The following is a 13,858-nucleotide window of genomic DNA, read 5'->3' on the forward strand; positions in this document are numbered from 1 at the left end:
GAAGCGTACATGTACTTAGCGATGTTGGGCAAGGCGCTTCTTCGGGTGGCTCAGAGGCCAGCTTCGCGGATTGCCTGCTTGAGGCGCGGCTGGCGCTCGGCGGCGCGCCGCCATAGCGATCCGGAGGGGCGGCCGATGTTGACGGTCGTCATGTGCTCGAACCCGTTGGAGATGTACCAGGCCTGGAGGCGGCGATTATCCCGGGCCACGTTGATCCACACCCAGTCCTTCCCGGCTTGGGCGGCCTGCGCGCAGACCCAGTCGAGCAGTAAACCGCCGATGCCCTTCCCGGCCTGGTTGCGGTCGACGGCCATCTTGTGGACCAGGAGAGCCTCGGTGACGGGTTGCCCTTCGACGCCGAGGCCTGCGGCGATGAATTCGGCGTCCGGTCGGGCGTCCAGGACGAGTGTGGCGACGGGCGCCTTGGTGGACCGTTCCATCAGGAGCCAGCACGTGCCGTCGCCGATGTCCAGAAGTATCCGCTCGTCGGGGAAACCGCCGGGCGGCCACGCCTGCGAGCCGCGCTGGCGCATCCAGGCGGCTGAGGCGGCGAGCAGGGCGGAGACGGCGCGCACGTCGTTTCGCCGGGCGCGGCGGATCACATAGGGCGTCATCGGGTTGTCTCGTAGATGAACTCGGCCCCGTGGGGGTTGTACACCGAGTGGCGGACGAGCAGGCATTGGTCTCCCGGGGTGAAGAAACTACGGCGGGTGGTCACCATGACGGGGGTGCCCGGGTCGAGCTCCAGGCGGGCCGCCTCCTGCTCGTCGGGCATTCGGGCGGAGTTCACGTCCCGGATGGCGTGCTCTTGGTAGCCGAGTTCTGCCAGTAGGGCGATGAGCCCGCCGGGGAGGTCCTGGCTTTTGGCGGGGGTGTCCTTGACGAGGTCGAACGGCAGGTAGTAGCTGGCCAACTCGCGCGGGTGGTTGGCGATGGTGCGCAGTACCTGGCGGCAGAGGGCGTCGCCGTCGGGGGGGAGTCCGAGTAGGGCGCCGATGCGTTCCCTGCCGACCAGGGTGTCGGCGGCGACAACCCGTACTTCGGTGAGTTCGTGGACGGTGCGCCCTGCTGAGGCGGTCGCCCAAGGGTCCCCGGCCGCGGACATGTTCCAGGTGACCTGGTCGACCATGCGGACGAAGTATCCGCGCCGTGGGACGGCGGTGATGTGCCCGCCGTTCATGAGGCGCTCGTATGCCTTACGCGCGGTGGGCCGGGTTGTTTTCCACTCTTTGGCCATGTCGGCGACGGAGGGGAGTTGCTGGCCTGGGGCGATCTTTCCGCTGGTGATCTGGAACAGGACAGCGTCGTGGATCTTCAGGAACAGCGGGTCTACGCCCGGTGGGCGGGCTGCGGGCACTGGGCGCTCCTCTCGTCGGCGGTTATCTGGTGTACCCCAGCTTGCCAAGCTATTGACTTTTGCGCAAGACTCGTTCTAGCCTCTGGTGTATACCAGCTTGCCAAGAAAGCTAAGCAAGTCCAATGATCTTCGGGAGTGCAGGTGAAAGAGGGTCAGGTTCCGATCGGCCGCAAGCCGCGACGCAAGAAGCGCGTCACCCGCGACGGCTGGTACGCCGACCGGATCGAAGGAGCGGAATCCGTCATCGAGGCGGCCGAAGCAGCCTTCGACCTCCTTCGCTCGGAGATCAAAAAAGCGGACCCGGCGGACGCGGAAAGGATCCGCAACCGCGTCTCCCGGGACCTGACAGACCTAGCCAAGTGGGTCGGGAAACTCTCGGCCAGCGAAAGGAGGAGTGCATGAAGACCGACGAGATGCCGCTGGGCCGCCGTTTCCGACGGCAAGCCCCGCCGTTGCCCGAGGCCGAGCCCGCCCCCCAGGCGGAGGAGACCCCCCAGGCGGCGGACGCCCCGGAGACGACGCAGGAGAAGGCCGCCCAGAAGCGCCCCAAGCCCGCCTGGTTGCGGGTGATGGAGGACAACAGGCGGGCTCGCAAGGCTCGGAACATCACATGGTGGGACGAGCGACCGCCCACTGTTCGGGAGCAGTCCGACTACTTCTGGGGCGACAGCTTCAAGATCAACACGCCGGTCCCGATCTTCAACGGGATCTACACGTTCGCCTACCGGCTCTTCGGAGTCCTCTACGGGGGCCCCGCCACCCTCATCGGCAACGCCCTCACCTACGCCAACCAGCGCCCCCTGCGCGCCACGGCGTTCTGGATCGGGTTCTACATCTTCAGCCGGGCCACCGGACTGAACATCACCTTCGACTAAGGAGATTCACCATGACCACTGGAGGCGTATCACTCCTACTCATCGCGCTGTTCGTCCTGATGAACACCCAGGCGAAGAAGCGCCTGAGCCGAGTCAGATGGCTGGCCTGGCTGTTTTCAGCCGACAAGGCCGTGTTGCAGCGCATCAACCTCACCATCATGATCGTCGCGGGCTGGGGGCTCGCCCAGGAGGACATCGGCAAGATGTTCCGCGGCCTGAACTTCTCCATCCTCGGCGAGATCAAGCTGTTCGCCATCCTCGTCCTCGTCGGCTTCCTCCTGCTGCTCATCGACTACTGCGACGGCCCCGGCATCAAGACCTCCAGCTACGTGGCCGGATTCTGCCTGCCGATCTTCGCCGTCATCAACGGCGGCGCCCTGGGCCACCTCATCTCGTCCGTCTGCGGCGCCCTCAACCACGGCGCCGGAACCTTCTTCAACGGCCTCATCTAAGGAGCACTGCAATGGAGCCGGTCGCGTTCAGCCTCATCGTCGCAGGATTCATCTGCAAGGCGCTGTGGAACCACGCCCAGGAGATCAAGAAGGCCTCCCTCACCGAGGAGACCTCCGCCGACCCCGGGACCATGGCGAACGTGATCCGGCTCCGCCGTGAGCGGGAGACCGCACTCGCCCTCCGATCCCTGATCATCCTGCTGGTCATCAACGGCACCCGCGCCGTGAAGGACTACCAGAAGACCGCCGCGGTCATCGGCGCCCTCATCGACAAGGCCAAGGATGAGGCCCGTCGCAACAGGGAAGCCTCCGTGCCGCAGTTCACGGTGGCACCTCAGCCCGAGGTGGCCGCAAAGTCCGCGAACGTCCCCGTATTCGTCGCCCGGCCGGTGCGACGCGCGGTGGCGCCGAAGGCCGTAGCTCCCGCCCTGGACGCTCCGGCCTTCCGTGCTCCTGCCCTGAACGGTCCGGCCTTCCAGGTCCCCGACCCCTCCGACTACAGCGTGGAGGTGACCCCGGTTCGCACCGCCCACGCTCCGGCCCCGGCGAGGCGAGAAGTGGTCGCCGCCGCAGCCAGGACGGCAGCGCTCGCCGCGGCAGTGACCGCGGTGCCGCTGCCCCGCCCCCGGGCGGTACCGGCGCTGGAAGCACCGGCCGCCCCCTTCATGACCGCAAGTTCCATCGCCGTGGCGCCCGCCCGCCGCCTCGCCAATCTCGGAAAAACCGGAGGAATCATGTCAGGAGAGATCGCTCCCGCGAACCGCGGTGCGGTTGCCGCGCAGAAGACCGCCGGTGCGCCCGCAGTCAACGGCGCCGCCTCCCGGCCGAAGCCCGCTTCGGGGGGCGCGGGAACCTCTTCCCGCGGTGGCGCGGTCGCCCCCGCGGGCGGCGGCGCGGTGGGGAACAGCGGTGAGAGCCACAGCGCCGCTGTGGCGAACGGGCAGGCTATCGCTTCCACGATCGCCGCGCTCGAAGGCCCGCTGACGGTGGTCGACCGGCAGGTTCAGTCCGCGCAGTCGATCTGCGGGCTTCAGATCGACGCCATGTACAACCAGGGCATCACGGGCAGCGTCGCCGCCAACTACGTGAACGTTCTGATGCAGATCGGTATCGCGGTCGGCACATTCAAGGTCGCCGCCCAGCAGCTCTCCCAGGCGCACTCCATGGCCGTCCAGGCGCTGGCCCATCACCGCCGGACCGGCGACCCCGTCAAGCACTCGGTCGCCGCCGCTGGGCAGGGCAACGTCGCCCGGAACACCAGCCACTACCAGGACTGAACCAACCAACCGGGGCGGGCCGATTCCCGCCCCGGCGAATTTCCCTAAAGGAGGGGATGGAAATGACAACCAATGCAACGGCCGAGGAAACCCCCTCCGCGGGGGAATTCGCGAACGTGTCAAACGTTAAGCGCGTCACCATTGGCACTGAGATTCGGCGTGAGGCGAAAAGCGCCGCATGGCGCATGCGGCAGCACCTCTACCCTTACGGCGTCATGGCCGGGATGTGGGCCACCGGTTACAGCCTGCACGAGGCGGGTGAAAACCCCGGCAAGGGCGTGGTGCTGGTCGGGGTTGCCGCCGGTGCTGGCGCCATTGCCAGTTCAGTGAAGTCCGACGCGCTGCGGAAATTCCTGAAGAAGTCGACGTGGCGGCGCGCGTGGTCGGGCGGGTGCCTGGCGGCTGCGGCAGCCTGGACCGCCGGGGCCGTCAAGTACGGCGCGAGTTTGGACAACTCGGCGATGACCGCGTTGTTGGTGACCGTCGGCCCGGCACTGTCTGCGCCGTGGTGGTTCCGCTACCGCGGCGCTGGCGGCAAGCCCGTTGCCGCACCGGCGCCCCAGGCCGCGCCGGTTGCCCCCGTCCAGGTGGAGCGGGCTCCGGAGTCGCCGGAGCTGGAGACCGCCGAGGCGCGCCGGGCAGCCGTGCGGCTGGAGGCCCAGGGCATCGTCGAGCGGTGGCGAGAGGCGTGGAAGCCCTACACCGTCACCTCCGACCAGGAGAGCGTCCGGCTGTACGAGCTGGTCCATGACGCGCTGACCGCCGAGCCGGTCGGCGAGGGCAACCCCGTGACGGCGGAGCGGATCTGGGAGACGCTCATGACCTGCGGCACGTGGCTGCCGACTGCCCTGGAGTTCGAGCGCGCCCTCAACGAGGGCCACCCGCACCACCAGGCGTGGAAGCCACTGTCGGACACCATGGGTAGCGTCCTGCCGCACTCGTTCCTGTCCAACCCCGAGCCGCTGTTCGACTACGAGGGCAACTGGAACGGCACCGCGTGGGAGGTGAATCTGCGGCCGGGCAAGGAGGACACGTCCCGCCTGCTGAACGCCATCCAGACGGTGCGGTCCGCGTTCGACCGGGACAACGCCGCAAGCTTGATCTTCGGGGAGTCGCACCCCGGGGGGAACCTGTCCAAGGGTCGCGTGGTCGTGCTCGACCGCAACCCGCTCGACGGCAACATCGAGTGGATGGAGCCGGGCCTGGACTGGGAGACCGGCGCGGCGCCGATCTCGGTGTACCCCGACGGCTCCGGCTGGGCGTTGTTCAAGTTCTTCAACCCCGGCTCCGGCCCGGTGCACACGCAGATCGCGGGCACGACCAACGCGGGCAAGTCCGGCGTGCTGCGGTGGATCAACATCGAGGCCCTGCGGGCGCAGATGGTGGTCTGGCTGTTCGACCCCCAGCGCGGCGCCTCCTTCCCGGGGTTGCGGAAGTACGTGTCGCGGACCTGGTACGGCATGGACCAGATCAAGGTCGGCATGCGGGCCGCGGACGCCGTGATGGGTGTGCGCGAGGACTGGCTGGTGGACAACGACCTCGGCCAGTTCGACGCGGTGTCGGCGCTGAAGGACCACGGGCGCCGCATCCTCGTGCTGGTCTTCGACGAGGTGCCGGACCTGCTGGCCGACCCGGACAACAACGCTCTGATGGCGTCCCTGGTCCGCAAGGCGAGGAAGACCGGCATCAAGCTCGTGCTGGCTTCCCAGGTCACGTCGATCGAGCAGTACGGCAACGCGGGCAACGTGATCCGGGAGAACGTGGCGTCCGGCAACGGGATCATCCTGCGGGTGGCTCAGGCCATGACCGGGCGGATGGCCTACCAGGGGGCGAGCGACATCAGCCCCCACCTGCTGCCGGAGTACTTCGACCCGCGCACGAAGACGCGGTCGACCGGTGGTCTCGGCTACGTGATGCCGGGCCGGGAGATGCCGTCGCGGGTCGCGAACGTCCCGATCAGCAAGTTCGCGGAGGCCGTCGAGCTCGGCTACAAGCCAGCGCGACTGGAGGACGAAGCCGAGGAGCTGGTCGACCGGATCGTTCAGGAGGCCCTGAACGCGGGCGAGATGGAAGACCGGCGGCGCAACCGGGGCACCGCCGCACCGGCGGCACCGGCGGCGGCCGCACCGGAGCCGTCGCTGGCTTCGGTGACCCCGCTTCGCTCGGCCACCGGGTCGCTGCTCACCGGTAGCGGTGACCCGGCGGCCGACCGGCGCGCCGTGGTGACGTACCTGCGTCAGCGCGGGGGTGAGGGTTCGCTGGCCGACATGCTCGACACCCGGCAGTGGGGGAGCCCCACCTCGCTCCTGGTCGCTCTGGAGGGCCTGGCGGCCGACGGGAAGGTCGAGTCGGTAGGCCCGAGCGGGTCCGGCCAGTACGTCCTCAAGGGCGAGTTGGTGGGCGCCTGATGACTACACACCGTCACACGCCTCCCGCGGGATTTTCGGGGGAATCCCCGCGGGAGGCGCCGGAAGAGAGGGCTTTTTCGGCCCCAACGCGCAAGTGCGTCGCGCGACGCGCGCGCGCGAGGATAACGCCCGTTTCGCAACTACGCAACGTGAAGGAGGGAGGGTGACCATGAAGACCGACAAGGGGCGGCACAGCCTCAAAGTTGAGTGGACGGTAGTGATCGGTTCGTCGCTGAGTTCCCTCACGCTGAACGTGTGGCACGCGGCTCAGAAGCTCGCCGAGTTGGCGGCCAAGCACGACCCGACCTTGGCCAACAAGAGCCTGGCCACTGGTCAGGTCATCCTCGCCCTGATCGGCGGCGTGCTGCCGGTGTTCCTGGCGGTACTGATGCCCGAAGTCGGAAAGGGACTTGAGCAGACACCGTGGGCGAAAACCGTCACGTATTTGGTGTTCGCCGGAGCCATCGGCATGTCCGTGCAGGCCCAGGCCGCCATGGTCAAGCCGTTCCTCGGTGAGCCGCTGTGCTACGTGTTCCCGGCCACGGTGGACCTCGCGCTGATCCGTGCCGTCCAGGTGATCCTCCGGGTGCGGGCAGAGCGGGCCGCCGCCAAGCACGGCGGGTCCCTCCTGGTGCGTAAGTACGACCGCTCCGGTGGGGTCCCGGCCGCACCGGAGGAGCTCACCGAAACGCCCCGCCCGGCGCTCACCGGTGAGGCCCCGGCTTCACTGGCGGGGTTCACCGGTGAGGTTCACCCGGCGCCCGCCGGTGAGGTTCCGGGTTCACCGGTGACCTTCACCGGTGAACCGGCGGTGACCCTCACTCCGGACGGGTCGGTGACCCTCACCGGTGAGGTTCACCCGGCGCCCGCCGGTGAGGTCCCGACCGCCTCGGCGAGTGAGGTTCCGGCGGTTCCGGAGCCCGCTCCGGTGAACCCGCCGAAGCCCGAACCGGCACCGGCACCGGCACTGCCGAAATCTGTTGCGGACCGCCCGAAGCCTGCCCGCAACAACGGTCGTAAGCGGCCCGTCAAGAAGTCGGTCACGGTTGACCCGTCGGAGCTTTCCAACGATGAGCTGGTCGAATACATCGACGAGAAGTTCCAGGGCGGGTTGATTTCGGCCAACTCGATCCGGATGGCGCACCTGCCGATGGGGACGCCCAAAGCCACCAAGATCTACCTGCGGTACCTCGTGGCCAAGGGTCTCCCGCTGCCCGAGAAGTACGCCGGAGTGAACCTTGCTGAGCTCATCGGTGAACCCTCCAGCGGGGTCACCGAGACCCTCACTGGTGAGGGTGCCGACGAGCTCACCGGGTGAGGTTCACTGCCTCACCGGTGAACCCTTCCGCGGTTCACCGGTGAGGCCTGCCGGTGAGGTTCACCGGCTCACTCACCGGCCGTTTCGGTGAACCGGCAGTGAGGTCGCGACGGTTCACCGAACCCCCGATCTGGCTCACCCGGGGAGCCCCACCCACACCCTCCCCGGGTGAGCCTTCCACTTCCCCGATCCACCTCACCGCTTCACTCAAAGGAGACCGTATGAAACTCACCGAACACCATGGCAAGATCAGCGGCGCCGTCCTGTACGACCTCACCGGGGGACGCAACACCCTCATCATCGGGCCACCCCAGTCGGGCAAGACCCGGGTTCTGTCCGCCCTCGCCCGGGTCACGGCCGAACGCGCCGACGTCGCCGAGAGGTGGCTCCTCGGCGCGACACGCAGCGAAATCTCCCCGGAGATCTACAAGGACATGCGCCGGACCATCTTCGACGACCCCCGGCCATATCTGGGGGAACTTCGCGGCGCCATGCGTGAGAGGCAGTACGAGCGCCCGGACGGGCCGAAGCTGGTCGTCCTGTGGGATAACCTGTCGATCTTCCAGTACCCCGAGGAGCTGGACAAAGTGGCCCGGCTGTCGGGGCGCTACACCACGCAGGTCATCGCCGTCATCAACTCCGGCATCGAAACGTCGACCATCTTGTCGAAGACCTCCCAGTTCTTCCCCGTCCGCATCGTCATGGCGCCGCACCGCATCCGCCGCAGCCACATGGAGCGCCACCTGGACTGGTACGGCCTCAACGGCGTCGAAGCACCGACCCCCTGCGACTATCCCGACGTCCCCGGCTTCGCGCTCCTGTCCGCCGACCCGGCCGCCAAGCCCCTCGGCTACGCCATCGACGAGTAGAAGCCGAACTGGAACAGCGCTTCCCCTATCAGCTCCCCTGAACGAAGGAGAACGTCCATGAAGCTCACCGACGCCACAATGAACGGCGCCAACGTGTACAACCTCACCAGGGCGTGCAACACCCTCATCGTCGGACCGAACGCCTCGGGTAAGACGACCGCCCTGGAGAACCTCCTGCTGGGCGCCGGGCCGTCGCCCCAGTCACCGCGGCAGAGCGCCGCCCGCTGGGTGATCGGCAAGTACCCCAATGAGATGAGCGAGCTCTTCTTCTGGGACAAGCCCGACCGCGTCCTCGCCGAGCAGCCCGACGACTGGCAATGGCAGGAACTCGACATCGCGGTGCAGGCGCACGCCTACGATTCCGACGTTCGGCCGTTCATCATCGCGTGGGACAACCTGTCCACCTTCCCCAACCCGGAGAAGCTGCACCAGCTCGCGCGCACGTCCCGGCGCAACAACACCCAGGTGATCGCCGCCGTCAACGCCGGAAGCCCGCCCGAGGTGATCTCCCCGCACACGTGGGACTTCTTCCCCGTCCGGATCGTCATGGCGCCGGGCCTCATCCCCCGGATGGAAATGCGCGGGTACCTGCCGTGGTACGGGCTCAACGACCAGCGCGTCCCCGACCCGTGGGAGTTCCCCAAGGAGCCCGGCACCGCTCTGGTTTCCACCAGCCCCGCCAACAAGCCGTTCGTCTGCCGGATCGTCAAGTAGAAGGGGGCGGGCATGGGTTACGGCTACTACCTGGTGCACCGCAACGGCCAGCAGATCGAGGCCGGGTACCTGGTGCCGGACATCTGCAACGAGGACGACTGCTACCAGGAAATCGACCGCGGCCTGGACTGTCTGTGCGGGCGCCAGCCGGGCGGCGACGAGTACGGATGTGGCGGGTACTACTGCGATTCGCACCTGTACTTTTCCCGGCGGGTGGACGAGCCGGAGATGTGCAAGAGGTGCCTGGCGGCGGCCGACGCGGAGGCCATGGCCTCCTACACCCCTGAGGCGGTCGCCCTCATCGAGGACGCGACGACGCAGGCCGAGGCCGCCTACAAGGACGGGGACCGGGAGGGTGTCGTCGCCGAAAGGCGCAAGGCGGACATCATCATGAACAACCCCCGTTCCCGGGAAGGGGTGACATAAATGAGCGAGAACAGCAAGGTAAAGGTAACGGACCTTATCAACATGCGAATCGAAGCCATTCCGCGCGGGGCCCGCCTCATGGCAACCGACAAGAATGGAAACGAATACGCCTACAACTTCGACCGGCAAACCATCCGGGCGCTCGCGGAGGCGGCAGGGCTTCTATGACAAACAACATGAAACGGGCCCGCGTCCACGGACGCGGGCCCGTTTCATGTCGCGAACTGGTAAGGTCCCCCTGCGGCGCTTTCGAGTTCCGAGCTGCGATGCTGGCAAAAATAGGGGCCTGCTTCGAACCGACTTCACCCGGTTCGGGGCAGGCCCCTCTTTTGCGTGTTCAGGCGGCCTGGTAGAGCATCTCCGGATTTGTGGGATGCAGCAGTGCCCACCGGCCGGACGGCGTCAGCACCGGCACCCGGGCCGGGTCGGTGTCCGCCGTCGCGCGGCCGGGCGCAGGCTGGCGGACCAAGTAGCCGAGCCGGTAGGCCAGGCCGGTCTCCGAGGCTCCGTAGGCGTGATGCTCCACCCAGCCGTGACACCCGACGGTGCCGTGACCGCAGATCAGCAGCAGGTTTGCCAGGGAGTTGATCGCCGGGTTGGTGGTGCCGCCCATCCGCCGGGCCAGCCGGTGGTGGCGGGACACGAGGTTCTTGGTGAGGCGGGTCAGGTCGCCGCGGGGCGCCAGACAGTCGGGGGAGCGGATCTCGCACTGGCCACCGGACCGCACCATCAGCAGGTGCGTCAGCGCCTCCCACTCCTCCCAGGACAGCTCCGCCCGGGGGAAGGGGGCCAAGAGCCTCCACTCCTGCCCGCAGGGGCATACGTGGCCCTCAGGGGGCTCCCTGAGGTAGATCTGGCCGCATGACGGGCACAGGCAACGAGCCATGGGGTCCTCCAAGTGCGTCGGCGGCGCGTCCCGGGTCGCTCATCCCGGGTACACGCCGCCGACAATTAGGGTCGCGGGGTCGCAGGTCAGGTGCCCGAAGGCACCGGCGGGGGGTCGGCGAAGGGGAACACCAGAGTCGGGGCTCCGTCCTTGCCCTCCACGAGCACGACGCCCTGGAGGCGGAACATGCCGTTGGCCGCCCAGTTGCACGGCTTGCTGTTGCCGTCGATGCCCGCCTGGCCCTGCTCGGCCAGGATGCGGCCGATGCACTCGTGCGGGGCGCGCCGGGGCTCGACGCCCAGCTCGACAAAGTCAGCGGGGGAGTAGACGGTGCCGCAGGACACGCAGCGGAACCGCCACTCGACGGGGTTGTCGGTGCCGAACCGACGGAGCCCTTCGGCGCGCCAGTCGGCGTTCGACATGGGGACCGTGCCGTTCAGTGCCATTAGCGCCTCACACCCTTTCCGGCCACTCGCGGGCGATGCCGGAGTCCGGCGGGGGCTCCCAGAGCTTCACGCCGGTCACGTACGACAGGCGCAGGATGTAGTGGCCGACGTCGCCGGTCGGGGTGAGCTGGGCGTACAGCGGCATCACCAGGTTCTTGGCGGGGACTTCCAGGTTGTCGCGGTCCACGAGGATCTCGTACTGGTCCTCCGTGACGTTGGCGTACATCTTCGCGGGCTTGCCGCTTCCCGGCTGGTTGAAGTCGATCTCGACGTTTCGGAACAGCTCCATGTGATCTCCTCTAGGAGCGAAGCGCCCGCCCCGTCCGGGGCGGGCGCCGGTGGGGTCAGAAGTCGAAGACGCGGAAGTCGTACATGCACGTGGCGGTGCCGCCACTGGAATCCATGTTGGTGATCGCCAGGTTGTCCCCTCTGCCGCAGTCGGGGCAGGTGATCACTTTGCCGTTGACGGTTGTGCTCATGCTGAACCTCCTAGCGGAGTGCGCTCGCGCAGGGCGCTCACGCTTCCTCCCAGTAGCGGGTGGCGGCGAGTCGGTCGACTACCGCCGCTTCTTCGGGGGTGACGGTGATGGCTCCGGCGACGCGGAACCACTCGACCCAGACCGGCTCCATGCCGAGCGAGGCCTTGAAGTCTGCGTTGGAGATGCGGCCGTGGGCGTAGTCGACGGTGCGGTTGGCCAGCGCCTGTAGTTCGGTGTTGGTGCGCCAGCGGAGCTTTGCCGTCTCCTCCGCGGCCGGGCGCGGGGTGCCGGTCACCTCCACCTCGTACAGGTAGGACTTGTGGCCGACACCTTCGGGTCCGGGCAGGCGGCGGCAGGTGTTGTCCCGCCAACTGTCGAACACCAAGAGCTGGTAGTCGGTGACCTTCAGACCGACCTCTTCTTCGGTCTCGGCGTACATGGCGTCCACGGGATCGCCGTGCTCGTCGATGTGCCCCGCCGGACCGGCCACGCCCCACGGGGGCTTGACGCGGTCGAAGGTCAGCCACCGGCCATCGCTGGGCTGCTGGATGAGCATGTAGACGGCGGCGTTGTCGCACACCTTGGGGGCGGTTGTCATTGAACCTCCCCAACCCGCTCAACCAGGGCGTAGTACTCGGAGAGCTTGACCGGCTCCCACAGGGTGAGATCGACCTGCTCGACGGGGATGGAGTCCGGCCACCAGGCGTAGACGGCGCCCTCCATCAGGTCCATCCCGCAGGTCATGAACTGCCCTGACGCCAGAATGTTCTTCGGCATGCCGGGGGCGGCCTCGCGCGGGTCGGGCTTGCGCAGCTCGGCGAGCTCGGCGGCGATTCGCTTGCCCTCCGCGCTGGTCAGGCGCGGCACCAGGCACCCGCGCTTGTGATCGAACCGCCAACCGTCGGGGATGTCATCGCCGTCGTTGTGGCCGACGCCGACGAGGCGGTTGTCGGAGTTGGTGTAGTAGACCATGCGGCCGGAAAGTCCCCGCCGGGCGAGAACCTCTTCCGTCTGCTTGGCCCACTCCTCCAGGGCGGCGAAGGCCGCCTGGTAGGCGCTCACGACCTGCGGCCGGGCGCTGCGGTAGACGACCTTGTCGGGCATCAGTCGTTCACCTGGGCCTCTAGGCGCCGCTCCAGGTCGGCCACCTGAGCGCGAAGTCTGCCGTTCTCCAGGAAGGCCTCCGTGTCGTTGAGCCCTTCGAGCTGGAGCGCCCTGCCGAGGGTTTTCACGGCGCCGGTGAGGCGGCCGATCTCCTTGACCAGGGTGGCGTAGTCGGCCCGGATCGTCTCGGCTGGGCACTGCGACGGGTGCTGACCGCGCCGGGCGATGGCGGACAGCTCTTCGGGGGTTAGGGCGCCCTCATGCATTGGCGGTCTCCTTTACCGGTTCGAGGTAGCGGACCGACTTGCCGGTCCGCTGGGCGTAGGCGATCTCCCGGGAGGTCGACTCGCCGACGTAGCCGCCGACGTTGAGGACGAGAATCTCGTCCGCGATGTCGATCTTCCTGAGGTGAAGCCGGTCGAGGTCCGCCTTGATCGCGGCGACCTGCTCTTCCTGCATCCCAGCGAACAGGTCGGCGTCGGCGCGCATATCGCAACCGATCGTCAGGACGACCTTCCCGAGGAGGGTCTGGTCCAGGTTGGCCTGCCGGAACGCGTCCGAGAAGCGGGTGGAACCGCACAGGCAGACGATGATCGGTCGGACGTCACCGAAGTGGACGACCAGGGTTCGGGGGTCGATGGTTCGCTTGCCCGGGGCGGGCATGAGTTCGGTCATGGTTCTCCCATCGGAGAGGCGTCCCGGCTGCCGGTCGGCAGTCGGAAGATCAGAAGTGGCGGGCGATGAGCTGGTCGGCGAAGTACCGGATGACGTCGGCCGTCAGGGGTTCCACCTCGCAGTTCCACCAGTCGAGCCGGGAGGGAACGAAGGAGTGGAAAGTGGAGGTGTCCCGCTCAACGCGGAACTTGATCTCTTCGCCGCGAGTGTTGAAGCACGGGCCCGTGGACGGAATGTTCTCGACTCCGTTGATGTCGAGGAACATCCCTCCGGAGGCGAGGATGCCGACGTGGCACCACCGCCACTCGCCGTCCTCACGAAGGCGGTCGATGAAGACGTACGAAGCGCCCGTGCGCTCGTGAATCGCCGCGGCCAGCAGATAGCACCAGCCGTAGCAGAAGTACTCCACGGCCTGTTCATCGGCGACGCCCGGGGTGAGGGTGAAGTTCTGCCAGCCGTGACGGAACGATGCGAGATCGGTTCGGACCGGCACTTTCACCTGATCGAGGGGGCGGCCGTCGGCGAGGGCGGCTAAGAACGGGTAGCGGTCGAGGGACACAGCAGTCATGGGT

The 13,858-nt window shown here is 67.6% G+C and carries 21 protein-coding genes; 10 read left to right on the forward strand and 11 right to left on the reverse strand.

The genetic code is table 11. The annotated features are described in order from the left end of the window. Window positions 1–50 precede the first annotated feature (50 nt). The gene (locus AB0B72_RS19455; protein WP_367740222.1) at window positions 51–614 is read right to left on the reverse strand and encodes a GNAT family N-acetyltransferase; all 564 of its coding nucleotides are present in this window, start codon (window positions 612–614) and stop codon (window positions 51–53) included. Further along, window positions 611–1,357, reverse strand: a complete 747-nt coding sequence (locus tag AB0B72_RS19460) for a GntR family transcriptional regulator (protein WP_367740223.1) — start codon at window positions 1,355–1,357, stop codon at window positions 611–613. The genes AB0B72_RS19455 and AB0B72_RS19460 overlap by 4 nt, the downstream gene beginning before the upstream one ends. 135 nt (window positions 1,358–1,492) lie before the next feature. Here AB0B72_RS19460 and AB0B72_RS19465 point away from each other — a divergent pair, with 135 nt between their 5' ends. The 10 genes from AB0B72_RS19465 (at window position 1,493) to AB0B72_RS19510 (ending at window position 9,864) form a co-directional block, all read left to right on the forward strand. Continuing rightward, window positions 1,493–1,759: a hypothetical protein gene (locus AB0B72_RS19465; RefSeq protein WP_367740224.1), complete on the forward strand. Its 267-nt coding sequence runs from the start codon at window positions 1,493–1,495 to the stop codon at window positions 1,757–1,759. Next, window positions 1,756–2,232, forward strand: a complete 477-nt coding sequence (locus tag AB0B72_RS19470) for a hypothetical protein (RefSeq protein ID WP_367740225.1) — start codon at window positions 1,756–1,758, stop codon at window positions 2,230–2,232. Before AB0B72_RS19465 ends, AB0B72_RS19470 begins: the two co-directional genes overlap by 4 nt. A gap of 11 nt (window positions 2,233–2,243) precedes the next feature. Continuing rightward, entirely contained in the window at window positions 2,244–2,684 is a 441-nt protein-coding gene (locus AB0B72_RS19475) for a hypothetical protein (RefSeq protein WP_367740226.1), read from the forward strand. A gap of 11 nt (window positions 2,685–2,695) precedes the next feature. Then, the gene (locus tag AB0B72_RS19480) at window positions 2,696–3,961 is read left to right on the forward strand and encodes a hypothetical protein (RefSeq protein WP_367740227.1); all 1,266 of its coding nucleotides are present in this window, start codon (window positions 2,696–2,698) and stop codon (window positions 3,959–3,961) included. 215 nt (window positions 3,962–4,176) lie between these two features. Continuing rightward, window positions 4,177–6,369, forward strand: coding sequence for a hypothetical protein (locus AB0B72_RS19485; protein WP_367740228.1), 2,193 nt, complete (start codon window positions 4,177–4,179; stop codon window positions 6,367–6,369). A 94-nt stretch (window positions 6,370–6,463) separates the two neighbouring features. After that, window positions 6,464–7,687 (forward strand): hypothetical protein, encoded by a 1,224-nt coding sequence (locus tag AB0B72_RS19490; protein WP_367740229.1) that lies wholly within the window; start codon window positions 6,464–6,466, stop codon window positions 7,685–7,687. 221 nt (window positions 7,688–7,908) lie between these two features. Continuing rightward, window positions 7,909–8,556 carry a hypothetical protein gene (locus tag AB0B72_RS19495; RefSeq protein WP_367740230.1) on the forward strand — a complete coding sequence of 216 codons (648 nt, stop codon included), beginning with the start codon at window positions 7,909–7,911 and terminating at the stop codon, window positions 8,554–8,556. A 57-nt stretch (window positions 8,557–8,613) separates the two neighbouring features. Then, on the forward strand, window positions 8,614–9,270 hold the full coding sequence (locus tag AB0B72_RS19500; RefSeq protein WP_367740231.1) for a hypothetical protein: 657 nt from the start codon (window positions 8,614–8,616) through the stop codon (window positions 9,268–9,270). Window positions 9,271–9,282: 12 nt separating this feature from the next. After that, on the forward strand, window positions 9,283–9,696 hold the full coding sequence (locus AB0B72_RS19505; RefSeq protein WP_367740232.1) for a hypothetical protein: 414 nt from the start codon (window positions 9,283–9,285) through the stop codon (window positions 9,694–9,696). Further along, window positions 9,697–9,864 (forward strand): hypothetical protein, encoded by a 168-nt coding sequence (locus AB0B72_RS19510; protein WP_367740233.1) that lies wholly within the window; start codon window positions 9,697–9,699, stop codon window positions 9,862–9,864. Window positions 9,865–10,033: 169 nt separating this feature from the next. Here AB0B72_RS19510 and AB0B72_RS19515 read toward each other — a convergent pair whose 3' ends face one another. The 9 genes from AB0B72_RS19515 to AB0B72_RS19555 all read right to left on the reverse strand — a co-directional run bounded on the left by AB0B72_RS19515 (window position 10,034) and on the right by AB0B72_RS19555 (window position 13,854). Continuing rightward, window positions 10,034–10,489 carry a hypothetical protein gene (locus AB0B72_RS19515; RefSeq protein WP_367740234.1) on the reverse strand — a complete coding sequence of 152 codons (456 nt, stop codon included), beginning with the start codon at window positions 10,487–10,489 and terminating at the stop codon, window positions 10,034–10,036. A 179-nt stretch (window positions 10,490–10,668) separates the two neighbouring features. Continuing rightward, window positions 10,669–11,028, reverse strand: a complete 360-nt coding sequence (locus AB0B72_RS19520; RefSeq protein ID WP_367740235.1) for a VVA0879 family protein — start codon at window positions 11,026–11,028, stop codon at window positions 10,669–10,671. Window positions 11,029–11,035: 7 nt separating this feature from the next. Beyond that, window positions 11,036–11,317 (reverse strand): hypothetical protein, encoded by a 282-nt coding sequence (locus AB0B72_RS19525; protein WP_367740236.1) that lies wholly within the window; start codon window positions 11,315–11,317, stop codon window positions 11,036–11,038. Between the two features lie 55 nt (window positions 11,318–11,372). After that, window positions 11,373–11,507: a hypothetical protein gene (locus AB0B72_RS19530; RefSeq protein WP_367740237.1), complete on the reverse strand. Its 135-nt coding sequence runs from the start codon at window positions 11,505–11,507 to the stop codon at window positions 11,373–11,375. A 37-nt stretch (window positions 11,508–11,544) separates the two neighbouring features. Next, on the reverse strand, window positions 11,545–12,105 hold the full coding sequence (locus AB0B72_RS19535) for an NUDIX hydrolase (protein WP_367740238.1): 561 nt from the start codon (window positions 12,103–12,105) through the stop codon (window positions 11,545–11,547). Beyond that, complete coding sequence (locus AB0B72_RS19540) at window positions 12,102–12,611, reverse strand: hypothetical protein (protein ID WP_367740239.1); 510 nt, start codon at window positions 12,609–12,611, stop codon at window positions 12,102–12,104. Before AB0B72_RS19540 ends, AB0B72_RS19535 begins: the two co-directional genes overlap by 4 nt. Continuing rightward, entirely contained in the window at window positions 12,611–12,877 is a 267-nt protein-coding gene (locus AB0B72_RS19545; protein ID WP_367740240.1) for a hypothetical protein, read from the reverse strand. Before AB0B72_RS19545 ends, AB0B72_RS19540 begins: the two co-directional genes overlap by 1 nt. Next, entirely contained in the window at window positions 12,870–13,286 is a 417-nt protein-coding gene (locus tag AB0B72_RS19550; RefSeq protein ID WP_367740241.1) for a hypothetical protein, read from the reverse strand. The genes AB0B72_RS19545 and AB0B72_RS19550 overlap by 8 nt, the downstream gene beginning before the upstream one ends. A gap of 49 nt (window positions 13,287–13,335) precedes the next feature. Next, on the reverse strand, window positions 13,336–13,854 hold the full coding sequence (locus tag AB0B72_RS19555; protein WP_367740242.1) for a hypothetical protein: 519 nt from the start codon (window positions 13,852–13,854) through the stop codon (window positions 13,336–13,338). Window positions 13,855–13,858: the final 4 nt, after the last annotated feature.

The sequence above is a fragment of the Microbispora sp. NPDC049125 genome (assembly GCF_040802045.1).
Taxonomy (GTDB): Bacteria; Actinomycetota; Actinomycetes; order Streptosporangiales; family Streptosporangiaceae; genus Microbispora.

Excerpts from the sequence above, each read along its gene's own strand:
- AB0B72_RS19455 (WP_367740222.1), bottom strand. The coding sequence starts at position 614 with ATGACGCCCTATGTGATCCGCCGCGCCCGGCGAAACGACGTGCGCGCC.
- AB0B72_RS19470 (WP_367740225.1), top strand. The coding sequence starts at position 1,756 with ATGAAGACCGACGAGATGCCGCTGGGCCGCCGTTTCCGACGGCAAGCC.
- AB0B72_RS19475 (WP_367740226.1), top strand. The coding sequence starts at position 2,244 with ATGACCACTGGAGGCGTATCACTCCTACTCATCGCGCTGTTCGTCCTG.
- AB0B72_RS19480 (WP_367740227.1), top strand. The coding sequence starts at position 2,696 with ATGGAGCCGGTCGCGTTCAGCCTCATCGTCGCAGGATTCATCTGCAAG.
- AB0B72_RS19485 (WP_367740228.1), top strand. The coding sequence starts at position 4,177 with ATGGCCGGGATGTGGGCCACCGGTTACAGCCTGCACGAGGCGGGTGAA.
- AB0B72_RS19495 (WP_367740230.1), top strand. The coding sequence starts at position 7,909 with ATGAAACTCACCGAACACCATGGCAAGATCAGCGGCGCCGTCCTGTAC.
- AB0B72_RS19500 (WP_367740231.1), top strand. The coding sequence starts at position 8,614 with ATGAAGCTCACCGACGCCACAATGAACGGCGCCAACGTGTACAACCTC.
- AB0B72_RS19505 (WP_367740232.1), top strand. The coding sequence starts at position 9,283 with ATGGGTTACGGCTACTACCTGGTGCACCGCAACGGCCAGCAGATCGAG.
- AB0B72_RS19510 (WP_367740233.1), top strand. The coding sequence starts at position 9,697 with ATGAGCGAGAACAGCAAGGTAAAGGTAACGGACCTTATCAACATGCGA.
- AB0B72_RS19520 (WP_367740235.1), bottom strand. The coding sequence starts at position 11,028 with ATGGCACTGAACGGCACGGTCCCCATGTCGAACGCCGACTGGCGCGCC.
- AB0B72_RS19525 (WP_367740236.1), bottom strand. The coding sequence starts at position 11,317 with ATGGAGCTGTTCCGAAACGTCGAGATCGACTTCAACCAGCCGGGAAGC.
- AB0B72_RS19530 (WP_367740237.1), bottom strand. The coding sequence starts at position 11,507 with ATGAGCACAACCGTCAACGGCAAAGTGATCACCTGCCCCGACTGCGGC.
- AB0B72_RS19535 (WP_367740238.1), bottom strand. The coding sequence starts at position 12,105 with ATGACAACCGCCCCCAAGGTGTGCGACAACGCCGCCGTCTACATGCTC.
- AB0B72_RS19540 (WP_367740239.1), bottom strand. The coding sequence starts at position 12,611 with ATGCCCGACAAGGTCGTCTACCGCAGCGCCCGGCCGCAGGTCGTGAGC.
- AB0B72_RS19545 (WP_367740240.1), bottom strand. The coding sequence starts at position 12,877 with ATGCATGAGGGCGCCCTAACCCCCGAAGAGCTGTCCGCCATCGCCCGG.
- AB0B72_RS19550 (WP_367740241.1), bottom strand. The coding sequence starts at position 13,286 with ATGACCGAACTCATGCCCGCCCCGGGCAAGCGAACCATCGACCCCCGA.
- AB0B72_RS19555 (WP_367740242.1), bottom strand. The coding sequence starts at position 13,854 with ATGACTGCTGTGTCCCTCGACCGCTACCCGTTCTTAGCCGCCCTCGCC.